General features: G+C 68.0%; 15 protein-coding genes and 1 tRNA gene. 9 read left to right on the plus strand and 7 right to left on the minus strand.

Features of this window, described 5'->3' with window-relative positions; translation table 11 throughout:
* The gene (locus CD928_RS06290) at window positions 1-1,176 is read left to right on the plus strand and encodes a glycosyltransferase (protein ID WP_095386271.1); all 1,176 of its coding nucleotides are present in this window, start codon (window positions 1-3) and stop codon (window positions 1,174-1,176) included.
* On the opposite strand, the gene secF is transcribed toward CD928_RS06290, so the two are convergent.
* Genes secF through yajC form a run of 3 tightly spaced genes read right to left on the minus strand, consistent with a single transcriptional unit; the run spans window position 1,173 to window position 4,154 of the window.
* Entirely contained in the window at window positions 1,173-2,147 is a 975-nt protein-coding gene (secF, locus tag CD928_RS06295; protein WP_095386272.1) for a protein translocase subunit SecF, read from the minus strand. The two genes, CD928_RS06290 and secF, sit on opposite strands and share 4 nt — an antisense overlap.
* A gap of 12 nt (window positions 2,148-2,159) precedes the next feature.
* Window positions 2,160-3,773 carry a protein translocase subunit SecD gene (gene secD, locus CD928_RS06300; RefSeq protein WP_095386273.1) on the minus strand — a complete coding sequence of 538 codons (1,614 nt, stop codon included), beginning with the start codon at window positions 3,771-3,773 and terminating at the stop codon, window positions 2,160-2,162.
* A gap of 51 nt (window positions 3,774-3,824) precedes the next feature.
* Window positions 3,825-4,154 (minus strand): preprotein translocase subunit YajC, encoded by a 330-nt coding sequence (gene yajC, locus CD928_RS06305; protein ID WP_095386274.1) that lies wholly within the window; start codon window positions 4,152-4,154, stop codon window positions 3,825-3,827.
* Between the two features lie 280 nt (window positions 4,155-4,434).
* On the opposite strand from yajC, the gene CD928_RS06310 reads away from it, so the two are divergent.
* The 5 genes from CD928_RS06310 to CD928_RS06330 all read left to right on the plus strand — a co-directional run bounded on the left by CD928_RS06310 (window position 4,435) and on the right by CD928_RS06330 (window position 15,561).
* Window positions 4,435-4,511, plus strand: a tRNA-Pro gene (locus CD928_RS06310).
* Window positions 4,512-4,701: 190 nt separating this feature from the next.
* Window positions 4,702-5,475 (plus strand): response regulator transcription factor, encoded by a 774-nt coding sequence (locus CD928_RS06315; protein ID WP_095386275.1) that lies wholly within the window; start codon window positions 4,702-4,704, stop codon window positions 5,473-5,475.
* A 302-nt stretch (window positions 5,476-5,777) separates the two neighbouring features.
* Complete coding sequence (locus CD928_RS06320; RefSeq protein ID WP_095386276.1) at window positions 5,778-12,344, plus strand: peroxidase family protein; 6,567 nt, start codon at window positions 5,778-5,780, stop codon at window positions 12,342-12,344.
* Window positions 12,345-12,442: 98 nt separating this feature from the next.
* Window positions 12,443-14,200 (plus strand): type I secretion system permease/ATPase, encoded by a 1,758-nt coding sequence (locus tag CD928_RS06325; RefSeq protein ID WP_095386277.1) that lies wholly within the window; start codon window positions 12,443-12,445, stop codon window positions 14,198-14,200.
* Window positions 14,197-15,561: an HlyD family type I secretion periplasmic adaptor subunit gene (locus CD928_RS06330; protein ID WP_217983734.1), complete on the plus strand. Its 1,365-nt coding sequence runs from the start codon at window positions 14,197-14,199 to the stop codon at window positions 15,559-15,561. Before CD928_RS06325 ends, CD928_RS06330 begins: the two co-directional genes overlap by 4 nt.
* Before the next feature lie 11 nt (window positions 15,562-15,572).
* On the opposite strand, the gene CD928_RS06335 is transcribed toward CD928_RS06330, so the two are convergent.
* Together CD928_RS06335 and CD928_RS06340 are read right to left on the minus strand one after the other, a co-directional pair.
* Window positions 15,573-17,018, minus strand: a complete 1,446-nt coding sequence (locus CD928_RS06335) for a sugar MFS transporter (protein WP_095386279.1) — start codon at window positions 17,016-17,018, stop codon at window positions 15,573-15,575.
* A gap of 153 nt (window positions 17,019-17,171) precedes the next feature.
* Window positions 17,172-18,149: an NADPH:quinone oxidoreductase family protein gene (locus CD928_RS06340; protein WP_095386280.1), complete on the minus strand. Its 978-nt coding sequence runs from the start codon at window positions 18,147-18,149 to the stop codon at window positions 17,172-17,174.
* A gap of 71 nt (window positions 18,150-18,220) precedes the next feature.
* Between CD928_RS06340 and CD928_RS06345 the strand changes: the two genes are divergently transcribed.
* On the plus strand, window positions 18,221-18,790 hold the full coding sequence (locus tag CD928_RS06345; protein ID WP_095386281.1) for a glycoside hydrolase family 108 protein: 570 nt from the start codon (window positions 18,221-18,223) through the stop codon (window positions 18,788-18,790).
* Between the two features lie 59 nt (window positions 18,791-18,849).
* On the plus strand, window positions 18,850-19,263 hold the full coding sequence (locus tag CD928_RS06350) for a holin family protein (protein ID WP_095386282.1): 414 nt from the start codon (window positions 18,850-18,852) through the stop codon (window positions 19,261-19,263).
* A gap of 172 nt (window positions 19,264-19,435) precedes the next feature.
* On the opposite strand, the gene CD928_RS06355 is transcribed toward CD928_RS06350, so the two are convergent.
* On the minus strand, window positions 19,436-20,314 hold the full coding sequence (locus CD928_RS06355) for a LysR family transcriptional regulator (protein WP_095386283.1): 879 nt from the start codon (window positions 20,312-20,314) through the stop codon (window positions 19,436-19,438).
* A 110-nt stretch (window positions 20,315-20,424) separates the two neighbouring features.
* Here CD928_RS06355 and bla point away from each other — a divergent pair, with 110 nt between their 5' ends.
* Entirely contained in the window at window positions 20,425-21,381 is a 957-nt protein-coding gene (gene bla, locus CD928_RS06360) for a class A beta-lactamase (protein WP_095386312.1), read from the plus strand.
* Between the two features lie 119 nt (window positions 21,382-21,500).
* Here bla and alaS read toward each other — a convergent pair whose 3' ends face one another.
* Complete coding sequence (gene alaS, locus CD928_RS06365) at window positions 21,501-24,161, minus strand: alanine--tRNA ligase (RefSeq protein ID WP_095386284.1); 2,661 nt, start codon at window positions 24,159-24,161, stop codon at window positions 21,501-21,503.
* Between the last annotated feature and the right edge of the window lie 34 nt (window positions 24,162-24,195).

Genomic DNA, 24,195 nt, shown 5'->3' on the forward strand with positions numbered 1-24,195 from the left:
GTGCCCTCCCTCCGCGTCCTCTCGATCGCCACGCTCTTCCCCGACGCGGCGCGCCCCAATTTCGGGCTGTTCGTCGAAAAGAGCCTGCGCGCGCTCGCCGCCCAGCCCGGCATCGCACTCACCATCGTCGCGCCGGTCGGCCTGCCGCCCTTCCCCCTGTCGCTGCACCCGCGCTACCGTGCGCTTCGCGCGCTGCCGCGCCGCGAAGACTGGAACGGCCTTTCCGTCCAGCGCCCGCGCTTCGCGCTGATCCCGCGCCATGGCGCGCGCTTCACCCCGGCGCAGGTCGCGCGCGCGGTCCTGTCGGCGGTGCGCGGGCAGGCGTTCGACGTCGTCGACGCGCAATTCTTCTATCCCGACGGTCCCGCCGCGATGCGCGTCGCGGCGGCGCTCGGCCTGCCCTTTTCGGTCAAGGCGCGTGGCGCCGACATCAGCCATTTCGGCCATGATCCCGCGAGCCGCCCCCAGCTTCTCGCCGCCGCAAATCGCGCTGCTGGAATGCTCGCCGTGTCGGACGCGATGCGCCGCGACATGGCGGCGATCGGCATCGACGCGGGGAAGATCGCGGTTCACTATACGGGCATCGACACCGCGCGTTTCTCGCCCGGCGACCGCGCCGCCGCGCGCGCCGCGCTCGGCATGGGCGAGGCTCCGGCGATCGCGACCGTCGGCGCGCTGATCCCGCGCAAGGGGCAGGTGCTGGTGATCGAGGCGCTCGCCGCGCTGCCCGGCGTCCATTACTGGCTCGCCGGCGCGGGCGAAGAGGAAGGTCGCTACCGCGCGCTCGCGCAGCGCCTCGGCGTTGCCGACCGCGTCCACCTGATGGGCCCGGTCGCCAATGCCGACCTGCCGCAGCTCTATCGCGCCGCCGATGTCGTGGTCATGCCCTCGGTCAGCGAAGGCCTCGCCAACGCCTGGGTCGAAGCGCTCGCCTGCGGCACCCCGATCGTGATCAGCGACGCGGGCGGCGCCGCCGAACTCGTCGCCTCACCGGCGGCGGGCCGCATCGTCGACCGGAATCCCGAGGCGATCGCCGACGCCGTGGCGGCGATCCTCGCCGCTCCGCCGCTCCCCTCGGCGGTCGCCGCAAGCCTCGCCGGCCGTTTCAACTGGGACCGCAACGGCCGCGAACTGGTCGAGCATCTCCGCCGCTGCGCGGGCCTGGCTTCGGCTTAGACCACCGCTCCATCGTCCGACCGCGCGACGCGCTCCGCACCGCCGTCGGCCGTGCGCGGCACGAAGCTGTGCGGGCCGACCTTCAGCCAGACGAGCACCGGGGTCGACATCAGGATCGACGAATAGGTGCCGACGAACACGCCGAGCAGCATCGCCGCGGTAAAGCCGAAGATCACGTCGGGACCGAAGATCAGCAGCACCGCCAGCGCCATGAGCACCGAAACGCTCGTCATCACCGTGCGCGACAGCGTTTCGTTGATGCTGAGGTTGAGCAGCGGGACGATCTCCATCTTGCGATATTTCTTCAGATTTTCGCGCACCCGGTCATAAACGACGATGGTGTCGTTCAGCGAATAGCCGACGATCGTCAGCAGCGCCGCGACGCTGTTGAGGTCGAACTGGATCTGGGTCACCGCAAAGAAACCAAAGGTCAGCGCGACCTCGTGGAACAGGCGCCCCATCGCGCCGACACCGAACTGCCATTCGAAGCGGATCCAGATATAGATGGAAATGCCCAGCATCGCGAGCGCGAGGCTGATCGCACCGGTTCGTAACAACTCTTCCGAAACCTTGCCGGACACCGTCTCGACCGCGCCGGTGTGCGCCGTCGGAAACGCCTTGCGGATCCCGTCGACCAGCTTCTGCCCCGCGATCTCCGCCGCGGCCTTGTCGCCATCGGGCAGCGCGGTACGGATCGACACCGCCTTGTCCGACCCGAATTGCTGGATCGTCGCTTCGCCCAGGCCGATCTCTCCGACCGCCTCGCGGATATCCTGGATCTTGGGCATGTCCCCGGTGAATTCGACATGGACCGACTGGCCGCCGACGAAGTCGATCCCCAGGTTCAGCCCGCGCACCGCGACCAGCGCGATCGAGACGACGACCAGGATAAAGCTCATGAAGGACGCCAGCTTGCGCCACTTCAGGAAATCGATGTTCGTGTCGTCGGGGACGAGTTTCAGCAAGCGCATCGTTTCGCTCCCTTAAAGATGGATCGCCGCCGGGCGCTTCGCGCGCAGCCAGTGGGCGGCGAACATGCGCGTGACGGTAACGGCGGTGAAGACGCTGGTGACGATGCCGATGGTCAGCACCACGGCGAAACCCTTGATCGGGCCGGAGCCGAACCAGAACATCAGCGCCGCGGCGATGACGTTGGTGACGTTGGCGTCGAAGATCGCGCGGCTCGCCTCGGTATAGCCGAGTTCGACCGCCTGGAACGGCCTTCGCCCGCGTTTCAGCTCTTCTCGGATGCGTTCGTTGATCAGCACGTTGGCATCGACCGCGGCGCCGATCGTCAGCACGAAGCCGGCGATGCCGGGCAGGGTCAGCGTCGCGTTGAACGCCGCCATCGTCGCGATGATCAGGAAGACGTTGAAGATCAGCGCGATGTTCGCATAGACGCCGAAGCGGCCATAGACGACCAGCATCAGCACCAGCACCGACACGGTCGCGATGATGCCCGCGATCACGCCCTTCTCGATCGAATCGGCGCCCAGTTCGGGGCTGACCGTCCGCTCCTCGACCACCGTCATCTTCACCGGCAGCGCGCCCGAACGCAGCGAGATGGCGAGCGCATTGGCGCTGGCGACCGAGAAGCTGCCCGAAATCTGCGCGCTGCCGCCCAGGATCGGTTCGTTGATCGACGGCGCCGAAAGCACCTGCCCGTCGAGCACCATCGCAAAGCGCTTGCCGACATTCTGCGCCGTCACGCGCGCGAAGGTCGCCGATCCGCCCGAATCGAAGCGGATGGTGACGACCGGCATGCTCGTCTGCGGGTCAAAGCTCTGCTGCGCGTCGATCAACTGCTCGCCGTTGATCATCACCTCGCGCCGCAGCACTTCGAACGCCGCGCCATTGCCCTCGCCGGCGGCATAGGGGACGATCTCGCTGCCGACCGGCGCCTGGCCGGCGGCCGCTGCGGCGGGGTCGGCATTGGCATCGACCATCCGGAATTCGAGCTTCGCGGTCTTGCCGATCAGGTCCTTCAATTGCTGCGGATCGTTGAGCCCCGGCACCTGGACGACGATGCGGTCGTCGCCTTCGCGGATGATCGTCGGCTCGCGCGTGCCGAGCGCGTTGACGCGGCGGTCGATGATATCGCGAGCGGTGTCCATCGCCCGGCTGACCGCCTGCTGCTGGCCGGCCCGCGTCGGCGTCATCACGATGCGCGTCGTGTCGACGATGCCGACATTCCAGTCGCGCTGGCCGGTCATCGCGGCGCCCTGCGTCTCGCGGAACATCCGCTCGCGCGCCTCGTCGAGCTGCGCCTGATCGCGAACCAGAAAGCTGACCTGCGTGGCGGTGCGCCGCAGGTCGCCGATCGCGATATCGTCGTCCGCCCCATGGTCGCCGCGCATCGCGGTGCGCACCGTCTTTTCCATGTTGCCGAGCTGCGTCTTCTGAAGGTCGGCCAGATCGGCCTCGAGCAGCAGGTGGCTGCCGCCGGCGAGGTCGAGCCCCAGGTTGACCTTCATCTGCGCGAAGGAAGGCAGCTGGTTGAAGACCCGATCGGGCAGAAAACTCGGAATGGTAAAGAGGATGCCGAGCAGCAGGATGATGCTGATGCCGATGGTCTTCCAGCGCGGGAAATCGAGCATAGGGTGATTCCGGTTCGGAGGGGCGGACCCGCGGGCGCGGGCCGCGCCGCGTCAATCGTTGGCGGGTTTGGCGCCGGGCTGGAGGACATCCGACAGGGTCGACTTGACGACCTTGATCTTCACGCCCTGGGCGATTTCGACATCGACGAAATCATCGTCGACGCGCGTGACCTTGCCGACGATGCCGCCGCCCGTGACCACCTGATCGCGCGGCTTCACCGCCGCGACCTTGGCGCGATGCTCCTTCATCCGCACCTGCTGCGGGCGGATCAGGAAGAACCAGAAAACGACGAAGATCAGCAGATAGGGGACCAGCATCAGGAATCCGGCCGCCCCGCCCCCGGATCCGGCCGCCTGGGTCAGAAGCAAGTTCGTCGACATGAATGAAAGACTTTCCGTTGAAAGCGCGGCCATTCCCCAAGGGAAGCGGCGCGCGAAAATATGGCGCGGCGCCTATCACGCAGGAAAGCGTGGCGCAACCGATGGCTGCATCCCGTCCCCCCGGCAGGCTTCGCGCAAATGGGGTGCGCCGCGGGCAGGTCAAGGCGCCGCCGCACGATTATTCCGCGGCCCGCGCGCGCCGCGCGCCGCCTTCACTCAGGATGGCCTTGCATCGCCCGCGAAGCCGCGCTAGGGGCCTCGCCTGCCCAATCGGGCCGGTCGGGACGTAGCGCAGCCTGGTAGCGCATCACACTGGGGGTGTGGGGGTCGGAGGTTCGAATCCTCTCGTCCCGACCAATATTTTCCCTTTATTCCAACAGAATCGCCGACCGACGGGCCCGGCGGGACGCTGCGCGCGCGCCGCCATCGTCGAGCAGGCGTTTGCAGGAAGGCCGAAACAGGAATATCATGAGACGTTAAACGAGTCGAAAAATTCCAGGAACCTTCCGCTGGGTCGACGGATGTGTTTCTTAGGTGGGGTAGACCAATGGAACACAGGGAGCCGTCGTCGCGCACGGTCGTGGCCGTGCATCAACCGCTGATTCGCCAGGGCGTCCATGACCTCGTCGCCCATGCCGGGCTCGATCCGCATTCGAATGAAATCTTCGATTTCGATTCGCTGCTCGCATTCCTCGGCAAGATGCCGGTGCTGGCGCTCATCATCCTCTGCTTCGCGCTTCCCGGCCTGAACGGCGTGCATGGCATGCAGCGGTTGCGCGCGCGCTTTCCCAACCAACCCGTCCTCGTCATCGTCGAACAGCCGCGGCGCGACACCATCATGGAACTTATCTCGGCCGGCGCCGACGGCGTGGTTCCGCTGGCGACCGATTCGGACACCATGATCCGGGCGATGGTCGCGGTATCGTCGGGCGCCATGTATGTGCCGCGGTTTTCGGAAACGGAGTCCGCCGATGACGCGCTGGCGCCGCCCGGCACGGCCTCGCCGTCGAGGATCGCGTCGGTCGGCGGCCTGACCGACCGGCAACGCGAGGTGCTTCACTGGCTGGCGGCGGGGGAATCGAACAAGACGATCGGCCGCCGGCTCAACATCTCGCCGCACACGGTGAACATGCACATCCGCGCGGTGTTTCGCGCGCTGGGCGTCCACGGCCGGGTGGAAGCCGTCAACAGGCTCGCGATGCTTTCGCTCGACACCGCTCCGCCGGCATTCGGCGGCTGGCGGCGCTCGGACGATCGCCGGTCGCCGTCGGCGTCCGACTATCCCGGCGCTCCGGACGAGCTCAGCTTCAACTTTTCCTGAACAGTCCTGTCGCCAAAGGCGGCGCGGCTTGCCGCGGGCCGCGAGCCCTTTTGCGCGCCCGCTCCAGGCCGCCCCACCTAATTGAGTTACCCTGCCCGCGCTAACCCATGAGATGATCTGTTCGCGCCGAACGATAAGTCGAATGATGAAGCCAGATTTCCGAGTCGGGTGATCCGGCCACGGGAGCAGGGTGTCGGGGCGGGTCCCTTCGAAACCATCACATCGCGATTTCGCATCTCGCAACGCGTCGCGCCGAAACCTTCGGCGTGAGCCCTTGCCGGTGCCCATTCGGAGAAGCGGACATGGTTGACTATATCAGGAGCGATCTCGAGTTCATCCTCAAGCAGATCAAGATCGCGGAAGCGCACGCCGCCGGACAGCCCCTGTTCGGGCCTGGCGGACTGATCCCGTCCTACAACCTCGCCTGGGGTTTGCGCACGGTCGACGGGACCTACAACCATCTGCTCCCCGGACAGGAATATTGGGGCGCGTCCGACCAGCCGTTCGTCGAACGGCTCGGCACCGATTATCGCACCCTCCTGGTCGATCCCGACGGCCCCGGCGGTTCGCCCCCGATCCCGATCGAATATACCCCCGGCTTCGACGCCGACGGCCCCGGCACCTTCGCCGAACCCGGCGATGTCATCGATCCCCAGGTTCGCACGATCAGCAACCTGATCGTCGACCAGACGCTTGCCAATCCGGTCGCGATCATGGTCGCGCTCGGGCGGGCCGGAGTCGAAACGCCGGCCGAGCAGATGGCGATCGCGGCGACGATCACCGCGGCCTTCGAACCGATCGAGGGCCTGTTCGCCGCGGTCACCGCGGCCCAGGTCGCTTCCGCCGCGGCGACCGCCGCCGCCAATGCCAATCCGGGCGATCCCGATCTCGCCCTCGCGGCGGCCGCGGCGCTCCAGGCGCTTGCCGATGCCGAAGCCGCGCTGGCGACCGCCGACGGCGCGCTGACCGCGCTGCTCACCGCCAACGGCATCGAAATGGACGGCGAAAACGTCAAGCTGACCAACGTCGCGCCCGACGAGGGTCTTTCGGCCTCGTTCAATTCCTGGTTCACCCTGTTCGGCCAGTTCTTCGACCATGGCCTCGATCTCGTCGGCAAGGGCGGCAGCGGCACGGTGATGATTCCGCTGCAACCCGACGATCCGCTCTACGATCCGGCCAGCAGCACCAATTTCATGGTGCTGACCCGCGCCAGCGTCGCGCCGGGCGAGGACGGTCTGTGGGGGACCGACGACGATGTCCGCCCGGTCAATCACACGACCGCCTATGTCGACCAGAACCAGACCTATACCTCGCACCCGTCGCATCAGGTGTTCGTGCGCCAATATGCGCTCGACGCCGATAACCGCCCGGTTTCGACCGGCAAGCTGATCGAGGGCGGCAACAGCGGCATGGCGACCTGGGCCGACGTCAAGGCGCAGGCGCTGATGCTCGGCATTCAGCTGAACGACGTCGATGTCGGCAACGTGCCGCTGGTGCGCACCGACCAATATGGCAATTTCATCCCCGACGCGAACGGCTACGCCCAGATCGTCGTCGGCCTCGGCGACGACGGCATTCCGAATACCGCCGACGACGATGTCGTATCGGGCACCCCCGGCAGCCCGGTCGACCCGACCGCGGTCTTCGCGATCCGCACCGGTCACGCCTTCCTCGCCGATATCGCGCATAATGCCGTGCCCGAAGGGCTCGCCGACGGCGACATCGAAATCGGCCTCGACAACGGCGACGGTTCGCAGACCGACGGAAACTACGACAATGAACTGCTCGACGCCCATTATATCGCCGGCGACGGCCGCGCGAATGAGAATATCGGGCTGACCGCGGTCCACCACGTCTTCCATTCGGAGCACAACCGGCTGGTCGAGCACACCCAGGAAGTGACGCTCGCCGATGCCGCGCAGATGCTCGCCAATGGCGCGACGCAGGCCGAAGCGGTCGCCTTCCTCAACGAATGGCTGATCGACGACGTCACGTCGGTGCCCGTGGGTGCCGCCGCGATCGACGCGCTGGTGTGGGACGGCGAACGGCTGTTCCAGGCCGCGAAATTCGGCACCGAGATGCAATATCAGCATCTGGTGTTCGAGGAATTCGCGCGCAAGATCCAGCCGGTCATCAACGCCTTTCTCGTCCCCGACGGCTTCGACACGACCTTCGATCCCTCGATCGTCGCCGAATTCGCGCACGTGGTCTATCGTTTCGGCCACTCGATGCTCACCGAATCGATCGACCGCTTCGATCCCGCCTTCGCCGCGGACCACATCAGCCTGATCGAGGGCTTCCTCAATCCGCTGCAGTTCGAAAATAACGGCGGCACCTCCACGGTCGACGCGAACATCGCGGCCGGCGCCATCGTCCGCGGCATGACCCGCCAGGTCGGCAACGAGATCGACGAGTTCGTGACCAGCGCGCTGCGCAACAACCTGCTCGGCCTGCCGCTCGACCTCGCGACGATCAACCTCGCGCGCGGCCGCGACACCGGCGTGCCGTCGCTCAACGAGGCGCGGCGCCAATTCTACGACGCCACCAACAACGCCGCCGAGCTGAAACCCTATGAAAGCTGGGTCGAATTCGCGCAGCACCTCAAGAACGAGGCGTCGATCATCAACTTCATCGCCGCTTATGGCACGCATGAGTCGATCACGAGCCAGGACACGATCGAGGGCAAGCGCGACGCCGCGCTGACGCTCGTCACCGGCGTCTCGTTCGGCGGGCTCGAGGTTCCGGCCGACGCGCTCGACTTCCTCAACGCCACCGGCGCCTATGCCGGCGGCGACCTGGGCGGGCTCGAAAATGTCGACCTGTGGATCGGCGGGCTCGCCGAGGAGATCATGCCTTTCGGCGGCATGCTCGGCTCGACCTTCGGCTATGTGTTCGAAATCCAGCTCGAAATGCTGCAGAGCGGCGACCGCTTCTATTATCTGCAGCGCCTCGACGGGCTGCACCTGTTCAGCGAGATGGAGAACAACAGCTTCGCCTCGATGATCATGCGCCACACCGACGCGACGCACCTGCCGTCCGACGTCTTCTCGACCCCCGGGCTGATCCTCGAGGTCAATCAGGCGGTGCAGTTCAATCCCGAACTCGGCTCGCTCGATCCGGTGGGCGCGAGCCTGCTCACCCCGCTCGTCATCCGCAACGATCCCGGGACGCCCGGCGCCGACACCAATTATCTGCGCTACACCGGGGGCGACCATGTCGTGCTCGGCGGCACCGACGCCAACGACGTCATCATCGCGGGCATCGGCGACGACACGCTCTATGGCGATGGCGGCAACGACAATATGGAAGGCGGCTTCGGCAACGACATCATCAACGGCGGCGACGGCGACGACATCATCCGCGACCGCGGCGGCGACGACAATATCAAGGCCGGCGCGGGCAACGACGTCGTTCACGCGGGGCCGGGCCTCGATCTCGTCCTGGCCGGCGACGGTCAGGACTTCATCGTCCTCGGCACCGACGAAGGGTCCGAAGTCTTCGGCGGGACCGGCAACGACTTCATCCTCGGCAACAAGAATGCCGAGCGCATCCTCGGCAACGAAGGCGACGACTGGCTCGAAACCGGCACCTTCGACGGCGCGCCCGGCGACAATTTCGACGAGATCTTCGCGCACGACGGCATCGACGGCAACGATGTCTTCCTCGGCGACGGCGGCTTCGACGAATTCATCGGCGAAGGCGGCGACGACATCATGGTCGGCAGCCTCGGCCGCGGCAAGATGGCCGGCATGTCGGGCTTCGACTGGGCGACCTACAAGGACAACGCCGCCGGCGTGAACGCCGACCTGTCGATCCCGATCGTGTTCGACGAAAGTCCGGTCTTTCCGTCGGATACCGCGCTCGACGAATTCGAATCGCTCGAGGGCCTGTCGGGAACGCGCTTCAACGACGTCCTTAAGGGCTCGCACGAAGACGCGACGACGCTCGCCCCCGCCGATCAGGGCGGTTCGACCGGCTATCTCGGCAGCGGTCTCGACGCGCAGGGCATCGCCCTCATCGCGGGGCTGCAGGATGTCCTCGGCGCGGGCGTCACCTCCTTCGCCGCGGGCGACATCATCCTCGGCGGCGACGGCAGCGACCTGATCCAGGGCAATGGCGGCGACGACATCATCGACGGCGACAAATGGCTCAACGTGCGGATCAGCGTCCGCGCCAATGCCGACGGCACCGGGCCGGAAATCGCGACCGCCGACAGCATGACCCAGCTGATGACGCAGATGTTCAACGGCACCTACAATCCGGGCCAGCTGGTCATCGTTCGCGAAATCCTGACCGCCGACGGGACCGGCGACGTCGATACCGCCGTCTTCTCGGACATTCGCGCGAACTACACGATCACCAACAATGACGATGGCACGGTCACCGTCGCGCATGTCGGCGGGACGCTTCTCGACGGCACCGACACGCTCCGCAACATCGAACGGGTCCAGTTCGCCGACCTTTCGTTCGACATCGGCACGCCGGTGATCGGCGACCTGACCCCGACCGAGGGCCAGCAGCTCACGGTGAACACCGACGCCATACCCGTCCCCGAACCCTTCACCTATCAATGGCAATCGTCGGCGAACGGGACGGTCTGGACCAATATCGGCGGCGCCACGGGCGCGACCTTCACCCCGACCGATCTCGCCGGGACGGCCTTCGGTCCGCAAGCCGGGTTGCTGCTGCGGGTGGTGGTCAGCGGCATCGCCTCGGGCGCCACCGGTCCGGTCGGGGTCGACTGGGATGCGGCGGTTGCGTCGACGCTCAACGGCACCGCCGGCGATGACATCGGCGACGGGTCGAACCAAGCCGATACGCTGAACGGCAACGCCGGCGCCGACCTGCTCAACGGCAATGGCGGCAACGACACGCTGCGCGGCGGCGCGGGCAACGACACGACCAACGGCGGGCTCGGCGACGACATGCATTTCGTCGACGCCGCGGGCGATGTCGTGGTCGAGGCGGTGGGCGAAGGCAATGACCGCGTCCTGACCGGCGTCGACTATGTCCTCGGCGCGGGCGCGGAGGTCGAGCTGTTCACGACCGACAACCTCAATGCGGTCACCGCGCTCAACCTGACCGGCAACGAGCTTGCCAACCATATCCAGGGCAATGCCGGCGCCAACACGCTGATCGGCGGCGGCGGCAACGATATCCTGATGGGCCGCGTCGGCATCGACCGGACCGAAGGAGGCCTCGGCAACGACATGCACTATGTCGACAATGCGGCCGACGTGGTGATCGAGCTCGCGGGCGAAGGCACCAGCGACCGCGTCCTCGCCGGGGTCAGCTACGCGCTGGCCGCGGCGGCGGAGATCGAGCTGCTCACGACCGACAATGCCGCCGCGACCACCGCGATCAATCTGACCGGCAACGGCTTTGCCAACATCATCCAGGGCAACGCCGGCGTGAACACCCTCATCGGCGGCGGCGGCAACGACAGCCTGTCGGGCTTCGCCGGCAACGACACGCTGAACGGCGGCGCGGGCAACGACACGACCAACGGCGGGCTCGGCGACGACATGCACTATGTCGACGCCGCGGGCGATGTCGTGGTCGAGGCCGCGGGCCAGGGCAACGACCGCGTCTTTGCGAGCGCCAGCTACACGCTGGGGGCCGCGGCCGAAGTCGAACTGTTCACGACCGACAATATGAATGGGGTCGCCGCGATCAACCTGACGGGGAACGGGCTCGACAACCATATCCAGGGCAATGCCGCCGCCAACACGCTCGTCGGCGGTGGCGGCAACGACATCCTCAACGGCCGCGTCGGCGCCGACACGACCAACGGCGGCCTCGGCAACGACATGCACTTCGTCGACGATGCCGGCGACGTCGTGGTCGAGGCGGCCGGTCAAGGCAGCGACCGCGTCCTGACCAGCGTCAACTATGTCCTTGGCGCGGCTGCGGAGATCGAGTTGTTCACGACCGACAATGCGGCGGGAACCGGCGCGATCGACATGACCGGCAACGGCTTCGCCAACATCATCCAGGGCAATGCCGGCGCCAATGTCATCGACGGCGGCGGCGGCAACGACACGATCTCGGGATTCGGCGGCAACGACAGCTTCGTCCAGACCGGCGCGACCGGCGGTCGCGACCGGATCGACGGTGGCGACGGCGTCGATACCTATCAGCTCAACGGCGTCGCCGGGGCGGAGAGCTTCACGATCTTCACCCGTGCCGAAGCGGTTGCGGCGGGGATCACGGGCCTGCTCGCGACGACCGAGATCGTCGTCACCCGCAATGGCACCAACAATGCCGCGGTCGTCGCCGAACTCGACAATATCGAGGAGATCGTGATCAACACGCTGGCGGTCACCGCCAACGACGGCGGCGGGCTCAACCAGGGCGCGAACGACGGCGACACCGTATCGGTCGTCGGCGATTTCACGACCACGAGCCTCGACTACAGCACGATCACCGTCAATGCGGGCAGCGCCAACGACATCGTCGACATCTCGCGGCTCGCATCCGACCACCGGCTCGTGTTCAACGGCGGCGGCGGCAGCGACCAGGTGGTGGGAACGCTGCGCCCGCAGGACGAAGTCGATTTCGCGACCGGCGTCGCGGGACAAGCGGCAGACACCGGCTTCCTCCTGTCCGAACAGGATCTGAAGATGATGATGCGGCTTCCCGACAAGGGGAACTGGGACTTCGACGATCTGGGCAGCCGCTTCCGCGGATCGCTCACCGGGATCGACAGCCGGATCGATGCCGGGGGGAACCTGGTCGAGCACAGCGTCCGCGCGAACCCGTGGTCGATGATCCACGAAGAGGATTTCGACGGCGACGTCTTCTTCGCGTCGAAACTCGAAAGCCTGCGCAGCGAGCTGCCCGACGTCAGCTGCTACCTGATCCCGTAGCGGGATCGAACGCCGAACCGTCCCCCCCGCCTCCCCGGCCCGCGGTTCGGCGTTCGTCACACAGGATCGAGGGGGGATGGGGGGATTGGGGGGATGGCATGCGATTGTTCTGGATGAAGGCCCCGGCGCCGCTCGAGCCGGCCATGCGGGCGTGCCGGCGCCATTTCGCCATCGCGGCGGCGTTCAGCGCGCTGATCAACATCCTCTATCTCGCGCCCACCATCTACATGATGCAGGTCTACGACCGGGTGGTTCCGACCGGCGGGCTCTTCACCCTGCTGTGGATCACCATGCTGGTCGCGGTCGCCATCGCCACCCTCTCCGCGCTCGAGGCGGTGCGGTCGCAGCTGATGGCGCGCGTATCGCTCCGCCTCGATCGCCTGCTCGCCGGCGAGATCCTCGACCGGCTGCTCGCCCGGCGAAGCGGCACCCGCGCCGCCGTCGAATCGGGGCAGGTCATGCGCGAATTCGACCAGCTGCGCGGCGCGCTTTCGGGGCAGGCCGCGACCGCGATCTTCGACACGCCCTGGACCCCCATCTATCTCGTCGTCGCCTTCCTGATCCATCCCGTGCTCGGGCTGCTCGTGCTCGGCGGCGGCGCTGTCCTGGTTGGGCTCGCGGTCGCCCATGCCCGGCGGTCGAAGCCCATCGAGGACGAAGCGCGGGCCGCCAACGGCCGCGCCTATGCCAGCCAGGATGCGACCTTCCGCCGCGCCGAAGTCGTGCGTGCGATGGGGATGCGCACCGCGATGATCCGGCGCCACCTCGCCGATCGCGGCGGCGGGCTCGACGCCACGACGGCCGCGCAGGCATCCGACAACCGCTACAATGCGATCGTCAAGTTCACGCGCATGTTCATGCAGTCGCTCGCGCTCGGCGTCGGCGGCTGGCTCGCCGTCGCGGGGCAGATTTCGATGGGCGCGATCATCGCCGCCTCGGTGCTGCTCAGCCGCGGGCTGCAGCCGGTCGAGCAGCTCGTGCGCCTCTGGCCCGCGATCGTTCAGAGCCGCCAGGCGATGCAGAGCCTCGCGGCCCTCTTCGATCAGACCGAGGCGGAGGCCGCGCCGCGCCTGCGCCTGCCCGACCCGACCGGGCGGCTGACGCTCGACCGCGTCGTCGTGCGCAGCCCCGACGGGTCGGCGTTGCTGCTCAAGAATGTCTCGTTCGGCCTGACGCCCGGCGAGATCTGCGGGGTCATCGGCGCATCGGGCGCCGGCAAGACCACGCTCGCGCGGGTTGCCGCGGGCGCGATCGCGCCCGATCTCGGCGAGGTGCGGATCGACGACGCCAGCGCGCGCGACTGGGATGCCGAAACCCTCGCCCGGCACATCGGCTATCTGCCGCAGGACAGCGCGCTGCTCCCCGGCACCGTGGCGGAGAATATCTCGCGCTTCGCCTGCGACCGCGGCGACGAGCCCGACGACGTCGGCCGGCGCACCATCGCCGCGGCCGAGCTCGCGGGGGTCCACAAGCTGATCCTCGCCCTCCCCGGCGGCTATGAAACGCGCATCGGCGACGGCGCGCACCAATTGTCCGCGGGGCAGGCGCAGCGCATCGCGCTCGCCCGCGCGCTCTATGGCGACCCCGCGCTCATCGTCCTCGACGAGCCCAATTCGGCGCTCGATGCCGAGGGCGAAGCCGCGCTGATCCACGCCGTGTCGACGCTGCGCGCGCGAAAGGCCGCGGTGCTGATCGTCGCGCACCGGCCCCAGATCCTCGCGAACGCCGACCGCCTGCTCGTGCTCGCCGCCGGCGAAATCGTCCACCACGGGCCGCGCGAGGCGGTGCTCGAGGCGCTGCGCGAGGCCGCGGCGCGCGCCAATGTGGTGCCGATCAACCGGGAGGCAGGAAAATGAACGACATGACCCCAGGCCGCTGGCACGACGCGCGAGCGGACGGCAACGCGCTTGCACGCAGCGATTCGGTGCGCCGCGAGCTCCGGATCGGCGGCGGCATCGCGCTCGCCTTCTTCGTCGGCCTGCTCGGCTTCGCCGCGCTGATCCCCCTCGACGCCGGCGCCTTCGCGGAGGGCGTCGTCGCGGTTTCGGGCAACCGCCAGGCGGTCCAGCACGAACAGGGCGGCATCGTCACCTCGCTCGCGGTCGTCGAGGGGCAGAATGTCGTCAAGGGCGAGGAGCTGATGCGGATATCGGCGTCCGAGCTGCTCGCCGCCGAACGCGGCCTCGCGGGCCAGGTCGTCGCGCTGCTCGCCGAGCGCGCGCGGCTCGTCGCCGAGCTGACGGGCGCGTCCGCCGTCGCCGCGCCGCCCGAATTCGCGGCGCTCCCCGCCGGCGACCGCGCGATGGCCGCGCAGTCGCTCGAGGGGCAGACCCGTCTGTTCCGCGCGCGGCGCGAGGCGCTGGCGACCCAGCGCGGCGTCCTGACCCAACGCATTCGCCAGCAGGACGCGCAGAGCGTCGGCATGCGCGACCAGATCGCCTCGAACCGCGAGCAGAAGCGGCTGATCGGCGAGGAGCTCGACGGGCTCCGGAGCCTCGTCGATCGCGGCTTCGTCTCGCTCAACCGCATCCGCGCGATGGAACGCGACGCGGCGCGTCTCGACGGCGATTACGGCGCCTATCAGGCCGACATCGCTCGCACCGGCGAAGCGGTGGGCGAAGCGCAGTTCGAGATCGCGGGGCTCCATAAGCAGATGATGGAAGAGGTGGCGACCCGGCTGCGCGAGGTGCAGGTCCAGCTCGACAGCCTTCAGCCCAAACTCTTCGCCGCGCGCGAGCAGCTCACCCGCTCGGTCGTCCGCGCGCCCGCCAGCGGGCGCATCGTCGGGCTCAAGATCTTCACCGTCGGCGGCGTCGCGATGGGCGGCGACACGCTGATGGAGATCGTCCCGCAGGACCGCAATCTCGTCGTCGTCGCCAAGGCCTCGCCGACCGACGCCGACGACATCAAGGTGGGCATGGAAACGCAGGTCCGCTTCCCCGCGCTTCAGGAGCGCAGCCTCCCCGTCCTCAAGGGCCGCATCGCGAAGATCTCGGCCGACAGCCTCGAGGACCCGCGGACGGGCCTTCGCTATTTCTCGCTCGAAGTCGTCGTCCCGCCCAGGGAGACCGCGAAAGTCCAGGCGGTCCGCCCCGATGGCGGCCTCCGCGCCGGCCTGCCCGCCGAGATATTGATCCCGCTGCGCAAGCGCTCCGCGTTCACCTATTTGTTCGAGCCGCTCACCCAGACCCTGTGGAAGGCCGGGCGCGAACATTAGGGGGGATCGGATCAGGCGGCCGCCGCGTCCGCGTCGGTTGCCGGACGCCGGGCGAAGATGCCGAACGCCGCGATGACCGCATAGCAGAGCGCGGGCAGCGTCAGCGCGAGCGCGAGATTGCCCCCGGTCGCGTCGGCGAGCGCCCCGGTCGCCACCGGCACCACCGCGCCGCCGAAGATCGCGACGTTGATGATCCCCGACCCGTCCGCCGCGCGGCTTCCGAGCTTCTCGCAGGCGAGGCTGAAGATCGTCGGGAACATGATCGAGTTCATCAGGCCGATGGCGAGCAGCGAATAGGCCGAAACCGCCCCGCTGCTGTTCGCCGAGATCAGGATCAGGACGATCGCCCCGACCGCGTTGAAGGCGAGCAGCTTGCCGGGGCTGACCCTGAGATACATCAGGAGGGATCCGATGAAGCGGCCGATCATCGCACCGCCCCAGTAAAGAGCCACCATCCAGCCGACGACCGATTCGGGCTGGCCGAGGACGCGGTCCTGCGCCAGATAATTGATGATCAGCGACCCGATCGACACCTCGGCGCCGACATAGAGGAAGATGCAGAGCGCGCCGAAACCGAAGCGGCGCCGTTTCAGAAGATCGTTGCCGTACAGCCAGATCACGGGCGCGAGCAGGATGAGCAACAGGCCGACGACCGAATTGACCCGCGTCGCGACGATCGCGCCGCCGACGATCAGCGCGAGGCCCGCCGCATAGCGCGGCAGCCGGACCAATTCGCCCCCTGCCATGCTCGCTGCGTCGTGGGGCAGCCTGTGGCGGAATTTCCAGACCATCGCAGCCACCACCGCGAGCGCCACCGCGATCCCCAGATAGCCGTGAACGATCGCCTGGCTTTCGGCCACGCGGTAGGCATCCAGCGCCGGCCCCGACAGGTCCGCCGCCTTCACATCCTTTAGCGAGCCCAGAATCAGGCCGGCACCGACAAGGGGAAACAACCATGTCCCGAACGAGTTGAAAGCTTGGGCGAAGGTCAGCCGGCTGTGCGCGGTTTCAGGCTTTCCGAGCAGCGAAATCAGCGGATTGGCGACCACCTGCACAATCACGACACCGCTCGCGACGACGAACAGGGCGAGGAGGAAGAGGCCGTAGACTGCCTGCTGCGATGCCGGGATGAAGAGCAGGCAGCCGACCAGCATCGTCAGCAGCCCGGCGACCGCGCCGCGCATGTAACCGATCTTCTTGACCAGCTTCGCCCCCGGAATGCCGATCACCAGATAGGCGGTGAAGAAGCAGAACTGCACCAGCATCGCCTGCGTGTAGTTGAGCGTGAACAGTTCCTTCAGCTTGGGAATGATCACGTCGTTGAGCGAGGTGATGCCGCCGAAGATGAAGAACAGCCCCATTACGAACAGGCGCAGTTCGGGCGCGTCGACATGGACGCCGTCGTTGGCGACAGGGCGCGGGTCGGTGCTGCTGGCGGTATCGGGCGCTAGGGCCATGATCGTCTCCCCGGATCTCTCGTTTGCCGGGCGCTCCAGCGCCCTCTTATGGCGTGAAGATTAGCTGCGCCATAAGCCGCTGACCATCCGCAAAATCACCCGCATAGCTATGCAGGAGAACGCTCACAGCCGCGCGTGTCCGCGGGTCGAAACCTATGGCTTGAGGATGACCTTCCCCACCGCCTCGCGCCGCTCGAGCATCGCGAAACCCGCGCGCCAGTCGGCGAGGTCGAGCACCGCATGGACGTGCGGGCGGATGCGCCCCTCGGCCGCCAGCGCGTCGATCGCGGCCAGATTTTCGGCGCCGCGCTCGGGAAAGCGGCGGCCATATTCGCCCGCGCGCACCCCGACGACCGAAAAGCCCTTGATCAGCGGCATGTTCACCGAAACCTCGGGAATCCGCCCCGAAGCGAAACCGACGACGAGCAGCCGTCCGTCGAAGGCGATGCAGCGGGTCGATTCGTCGAAGACGTCGCCGCCCACGGGATCGAAGATCACATCGGCGCCGCGCCCGCCGGTCAGCGCCTTCACCGCCTCGCGAAAGCCCGGTTCGGCGGCGATCACCGCGTCGGGCGCGTAAAGACCCTCGATCGCCTCGCGCTTCGCCGCGCTGCTCGCCGCCGCGATGACGCGCGCGCCGAGCGCCTTGGCGAGATCGACCGTCGCCAGCCCGACGCCCCCCGCCGCGCCGTGCACCAGCACCCAGTCGCCCGCCGTCACGCGCCCGCAGCGCACGAGCGCGACATAGGCGGTCAGATAGGCGACGCCATAGGCCGCGGTCTCCTCCATGCTCAGCGCCGCGGGCTTGCGGCGCAGCGCGCGCGCCGGGACGACGCAATATTCGGCCATCGCGCCGAAGCGGTTGCCGCCGACCACCGCGTCGCCGACCGTCCAGCCCTCGACGCCCGCACCGAGCGCGTCGACCTCGCCGGCGAATTCGAGCCCCGGCACGAACGGCAGGTCGGGTTTGAGCTGATAGCCGCCGCGCGTCATCAACAGGTCGGGAAAATTCACCCCCGCCGCGTGCACCCGCACCCGCACCTCGCCCGGCCCGGGTTCGGGCACGGGCAGGTCCACCAGGCCGCAGCCGCCATGATCGGGCGCCAATTCGCTCACCTCTAACGCCCGCATGGAAAAAATCCTTTCCTACATTGTTCCTATATGGTTCGCCGTTTCCATTCAACCAACCATAGGAGCGACTCATGCCGAACACCGACCCGCCCCGCGCCGACATCGACGCGCTGATCGACGCCGTCATCGACCGCGAAGGCCGATATGTAAACCACCCCGCCGACCGCGGCGGCGCGACCTGCTGGGGGATCACCGAGGCGGTGGCCCGCGCGCAGGGCTATGCGGGAACGATGCGCGACCTGCCGCGCGACGAGGCGGCGGCGATCTACCGCTGCCTCTACTGGCGGCGCCCCGGCTTCGATCGGGTCGCGCTGCGTGCGCCCGCGATCGCTGCCGAGCTGTTCGACACCGGCGTCAACATGGGCACCGCGGTCGCCGCGGGTTTCCTCCAGCGCGCGCTCAACGCCCTGAACCGCGCGGCGCGCGACTATCCCGACATCGCCGTCGACCGCGCCGTCGGCCCGCGCACGCTGGCGGCGCTCGACGGCTTTCTGCGCACGCGCGGCACGGCGGGCGAAACGGTGCTGCTGCGCGCGATGGAGGCGCTGCAGGGCGAACGCTACATCGCGCTCGCCGAACGCCGACCGAGCCAGGAGGCCTTTCTCTACGGCTGGCTCGCCAATCGCATCGGCCCCGGCTGACGCTTCACGGCGCGCCATTGGGCTGAACTTACCTGAACTTTGAACACAGGAGCACCAAAATGAGCATCATCGAAGGCCTGATCGGCCCCGTCGCCAAGCTGATCGACAAGATCATCCCCGACCCCGAAGCGCGCGACCGCGCCAAGCTCGAACTTCTGAAGCTCGAGGGCAGCCAGGAAATGGAGGCGATCAAGACGCGGATGACCGCGATCGTCGCCGAGGCCGGCAGCGCCGACCCCTGGACCAGCCGCGCGCGGCCGAGCTTCCTCTACGTCATGTACGCGCTCTTGCTCTGGGCGATCCCGATGGGCCTGATCGCCGCCGCGCGCCCCGACATGGCCAGGGGGATCGCCGACGGCATGAACGCCTATCTCGCCGGCATCCCCGAACCGCTATACGCGCTCTTCGGCACCGGCTACCTCGGCTACACCGCCGCGCGCGCGTGGGGCAAGGCAAAGGGTGTCGAGGGGTGAGCCACACCCCCTCTCTCCCCTTCAGGGGAGAGATACGGAGGCTTGCGAGCTTGCTCGCTAGCCGGAGTTGAGGGGGGGGAAGATGGCGCCGCCCCTCCCCCTCTCCAAGCTCCGCTAGCTCCTGGCGGAACAAGCTATGCTGTCCTCTCCCCTTCAGGGGAGAGGGAGAGGGCTACATGCCAACCATCCCCGCCCGCTCGACCAGCCAGTCCGCGAACACCCGCTCGGCCGCCCGCTCCGCTCGCGCCAGCGGCCGCGTCAGCCAATAGGCCCCGACGTCGACCTCGCAAGCAAAGGGCTGCACCAGCCGCCCGTCGGCGAGTTCGGGCTCGAACATCGCCGCGGGCGCCAGCGCGACGCCCTCGCCCAGCAGCGCCGCCTGCACCATGATGATCGAGGTGTCGAACTGCGCCCCGCGCGCCGCGACCGGCGGCACTCCCGCGGCGGCGAACCACGCCGGCCAGTCCTGCGCGCGATAGGAGCGGAGCAGCGGCCAGCGCGCGAGGTCGGCGGGATGGTGCAACGTGTCGGCGATCGCGGGCGCGCAGAGCGGCGTCATCGGCGCGTCCATCACCCGCACCGCCTCGACGCTGCGCCACGCGCCGTCGCCGAAGCGGATCGACAGGTCGAGGCTGTCGGTCGAGGGGTCGGGCTTGTTGTTGTTGGTGAGCAGCCGCAGCTCGATATGCGGAAAGCGCCGCCGGAAATCGGGAAGCCGGCGCATCAGATGCCCCGCCGCGAAGGTGCCGACAACGCCGACCGTCAGCAGTTCGCGCGCCACCCCGCCGCGCACCAGGTCGATCCCCTGCTCGATCCGCGCGAGCGCGTCGGCGACCGTCGGCGCGAGCAGCAGCCCCTCGTCGGTCAGCACCAGGCCGCGCGAGGTGCGATGGAACAGACTCTTGCCCAGCCAGGCTTCGAGCGCCTTGATCTGGTGGCTCACCGCCGCCTGCGTGACGAACAATTCCTTCGCCGCCTCGGTAAAGCTCGCCTGCCGCGCCGCCGCGTCGAAGGCGCGCAGCAGGTTGAGCGAGATTTCGGTGATCGCCATATCGCTTGCCTTAGAAAATCTAATGCCCCTTCTGACCTAACATCGCTTGGACGCAAGACCGAACTGGCGAAATATCGCCTCGCCAACCCAAGCCCATGAGGAATATCGATATGACCATCGCTTCGCTGTCGCGCCGCCGCCTGCTCTCGCTCGCCCCCGCCGCGGGCTTCGCGGGCTGGACCCTGCTGTCGGGCTGCACCCCCGAGGCGAGCGACGCGCCGGCGAAGCAGCCGCAAAAGCCCGACCCGATCGCCGGGCGCCTTGCGGCGCTCGAAAAGCAGTCCGGCGGCCGGCTCGGCGTCGCCTTCCTCGATCCGGCGAGCGGGCGGACGACGGGGCATCGCGCCGACGAGCGCTTCGCGCTCTGCTCGACCTTCAAATGGCCGCTGTCGGCGGTGGTGCTGAAGGCGATCGACGAGGGCAAGCTGACGCTCGACCGGCGCGTTCCCTATGGCAAGGCCGATCTGCTGCCGAACTCGCCCGTCACCCAGAAGAATGTCGCCAAGGGCGGCATGACCGTCGCCGAACTGATGGAGGCGACGATCACCGCGAGCGACAACGCCGCCGCCAATTTGCTGTTGCCGCTCGTCGGCGGGCCCGAGGCGGTGACGCGCCAGTTCCGCGCCTGGGGCGACCCGGTGACGCGCCTCGATCGCGCCGAGCCGCACCTCAACCTCGTCGGCGAAGGCGAGGTGCGCGACACGACCACCCCCGCCGCCATGACCGCGCTGCTGCGCACCACCCTCCTCGGCGATGCGCTCAGCCCCGCCTCGCGGACGCGGCTGATCGATTGGGGCGTCGCGACCACGACCGGTCCCCAGCGCCTGCGCGCCGGCCTGCCCGCGGGCTGGCGGATCGGCCACAAGACCGGCACCGCGATGGCGCCCGGCATGATGAACAAATATAATGACATCGCGATCGCCTTCCCGCCGAAAGGCGCGCCGCTGCTGATCGCCGCCTATTATGAAGGCCCGGTCGCCACCGACGCCATGCGCGATGCGGATCAGGCCGTCCTCGCCGCCGTCGGCCGCCTCGCCGCCGAATGGGCGGAAGGACCGCCCTCATAGCGGAACGTCATAAAACAACCGTTCGCCCTGAGCTTGTCGAAGGGCCGTTCTTTCTTTCTGCGCCGCAAGAAGAAGAACGGTGCTTCGACAGGCTCAGCACGAACGGAACTGGAGAAGGATTACGCCGCCAGCGCCGCCTTGACCGCAGCGACCGCCGCATCGGCCGCGCCGCCATCCGGCCCGCCGCCCTGCGCCATGTCGGGCCGTCCGCCGCCGCCCTGTCCGCCGAGCGCCGCGACCGCGGCCTTGACGAGATCGACGGCATTGTGGCTGCCGGTCGCGTCGTCGGTCACCCCGACCGCGACCGAGGCGCGGCCGTCGTTGACCGCGACGAGCATCGCGACGCCGCTGCCGACCTGCTTCTTGAGCCCGTCGACCGTGCCGCGAAGCTCCTTGGGGTCGAGCCCGTCGACGACCTGCGCCAGAAAGGCCGTATCGCCGACCTTTTCGACCGCCGGGCCGCTCGCCGCGCCCGCGCCGCCGCCCCCAGAACCGCTAAGCGCCAGCGCCTTCTTCGCCTCGGCGAGTTCGCGCTCGGCCTTCTTGAGCGCGTCGGCCAGTTGCGCGACGCGCGCCGGCACCTCGTCGGGCGAGGTCTTGAGCGCCGCCGCCGCGGCCTTCAGCGCGTCGTCGCGGCCATTGAGCCACGCCCGCGCCGCTTCGCCGGTCAGTGCCTCGATGCGCCGCACCCCCGACGAGACCGCGCTTTCGCTGACGATCTTGAGCAGCGCGATGTCGCCGAGCGCGCGGACGTGCGTGCCCCCGCACAGCTCGACCGAATAGCTTTTGTCATCGGCCTGCCCCATGCTGAGCACGCGCACCTCGTCGCCATATTTCTCGCCGAACAGCGCCATCGCCCCCGCCGCGATCGCATCGTCGGGGGTCATCAGCCGCGTCGACACCTGTTCGTTGCCGCGGATCTGCGCGTTCACCTCGGCTTCGATGTCGGCGATCTCATCGGCGGTCAGCGCCTTGGGATGCGAAAAGTCGAAGCGCAGCCGGTCCTCGGCGACGAGGCTGCCCTTCTGCGTCACATGCCCGCCGAGCCGGCCCCGCAGCGCGGCGTGCAGCAGGTGGGTCGCGCTGTGGTTGGCGCGGATGCGGTCGCGCCGCGCGGCGTCGACGGTGAGCTGCACCGTGTCGCCGACCTTCAGCGTCCCCGCCTCGAGCTTCGCCTGATGCGTATGCAGGCGGCCGAGCGGCTTGCCGGTGTCGCTGACCGCGGCCTTCGCGCCCTCCAGCGTCGCGATCGTCCCCGCATCGCCCATCTGGCCGCCGCTCTCGCCATAGAAGGGCGTCTGGTTGGTCAGCACGACGACCTCGTCGCCGGCCTCGGCTTCGTCGACCGGCTTGCCGTCCTTGACGAGCGCGATCACCGTGCCTTCGCCCGCGGTCGCGCCATAGCCGGTGAATTCGGTGCTGCCGTTCGCTTCGGCGAGGTCGAACCAGATTTCGTCCGACGCCTTTTCGCCGCTGCCCTTCCACGCCGCGCGCGCCGCCGCCTTCTGCTGCGCCATCGCGGCGTCGAATCCGTCGCGGTCGACCGCGATGCCCTGCGCGCGCAGCGCGTCCTCGGTCAGATCATAGGGAAAGCCGAAGGTGTCGTAGAGCTTGAACGCGACGTCGCCGGGCAGCGTCGCCCCCTCGCCCATTCCCACCGTCGCCTCGTCGAGCAGCCGCAGCCCCTTGTCGAGCGTCTGGCGGAACTTCGTCTCCTCGCGTTCGAGCGTCTCGGCGATCAGCGGCTGGGCGCGGATCAGCTCGGGATAGGCGGCGCCCATCTCGGCGGTCAGCGCGGGCAGCAGCCGGTACATCAACGGATCCTTCGCGCCGAGCAGGTGTGCGTGGCGCATCGCGCGGCGCATGATCCGCCGCAGCACATAGCCGCGCCCTTCGTTCGACGGCAGCACCCCGTCGGCGACGAGGAAGCTCGACGCGCGAAGGTGATCGGCGATCACGCGGTGGCTCGCCTGGGTCGCGCCCTCGGCCGGAACGCCGGTCAGTTCGACCGATGCCGCGATCAGCGCCTTGAAGGTGTCGGTGTCGTAATTGTCGTGGACGCCCTGCAGCACCGCCGCGACGCGTTCGAGCCCCATGCCGGTGTCGATGCTCGGCCGCGGCAGGTCGACGCGCTCGCCGCCGGGAAGCTGCTCATACTGCATGAACACGAGGTTCCAGATCTCGACGAAGCGGTCGCCGTCCTCCTCGGGCGATCCCGGCGGGCCGCCCCAGATATGATCGCCATGATCGTAGAAGATCTCGCTGCACGGCCCGCACGGCCCGGTGTCGCCCATCGACCAGAAATTGTCGCTGGTCGGGATGCGGATGATCCGGCTTTCGGGCAGTCCCGAGATCTTCTTCCACAGGTCGAACGCCTCGTCGTCGGTGTGATAGACGGTCGCGGTCAGCTTCTCCGCCGGCAATCCCCATGTCTTGGTGATCAGCGTCCAGGCGTGATGGATCGCCTGTTCCTTGAAATAGTCGCCGAAGGAGAAATTCCCCAGCATTTCAAAGAAGGTATGGTGGCGCGCGGTGAAACCGACATTGTCGAGATCGTTGTGCTTGCCGCCGGCACGGACGCATTTCTGCGACGAGGCCGCGGTGCTGTAGGGGCGCTTTTCCAGCCCCGTGAAGACATTCTTGAACGGCACCATGCCCGCGTTGACGAACATCAGCGTCGGGTCGTTGTGCGGCACCAGCGGCGCCGACGGCTCGATATGATGGCCCGCGCCCGCGAAATAGTCGAGGAAAGAGCGGCGAATGTCGTTGGTCGATGTCATGCGCGCGAATTAGGGATTTTATCGGAATGCGACA

Origin of the sequence: Sphingopyxis sp. GW247-27LB (genome assembly GCF_002277025.1) — a bacterium.
Lineage (GTDB): Bacteria > Pseudomonadota > Alphaproteobacteria > Sphingomonadales > Sphingomonadaceae > Sphingopyxis.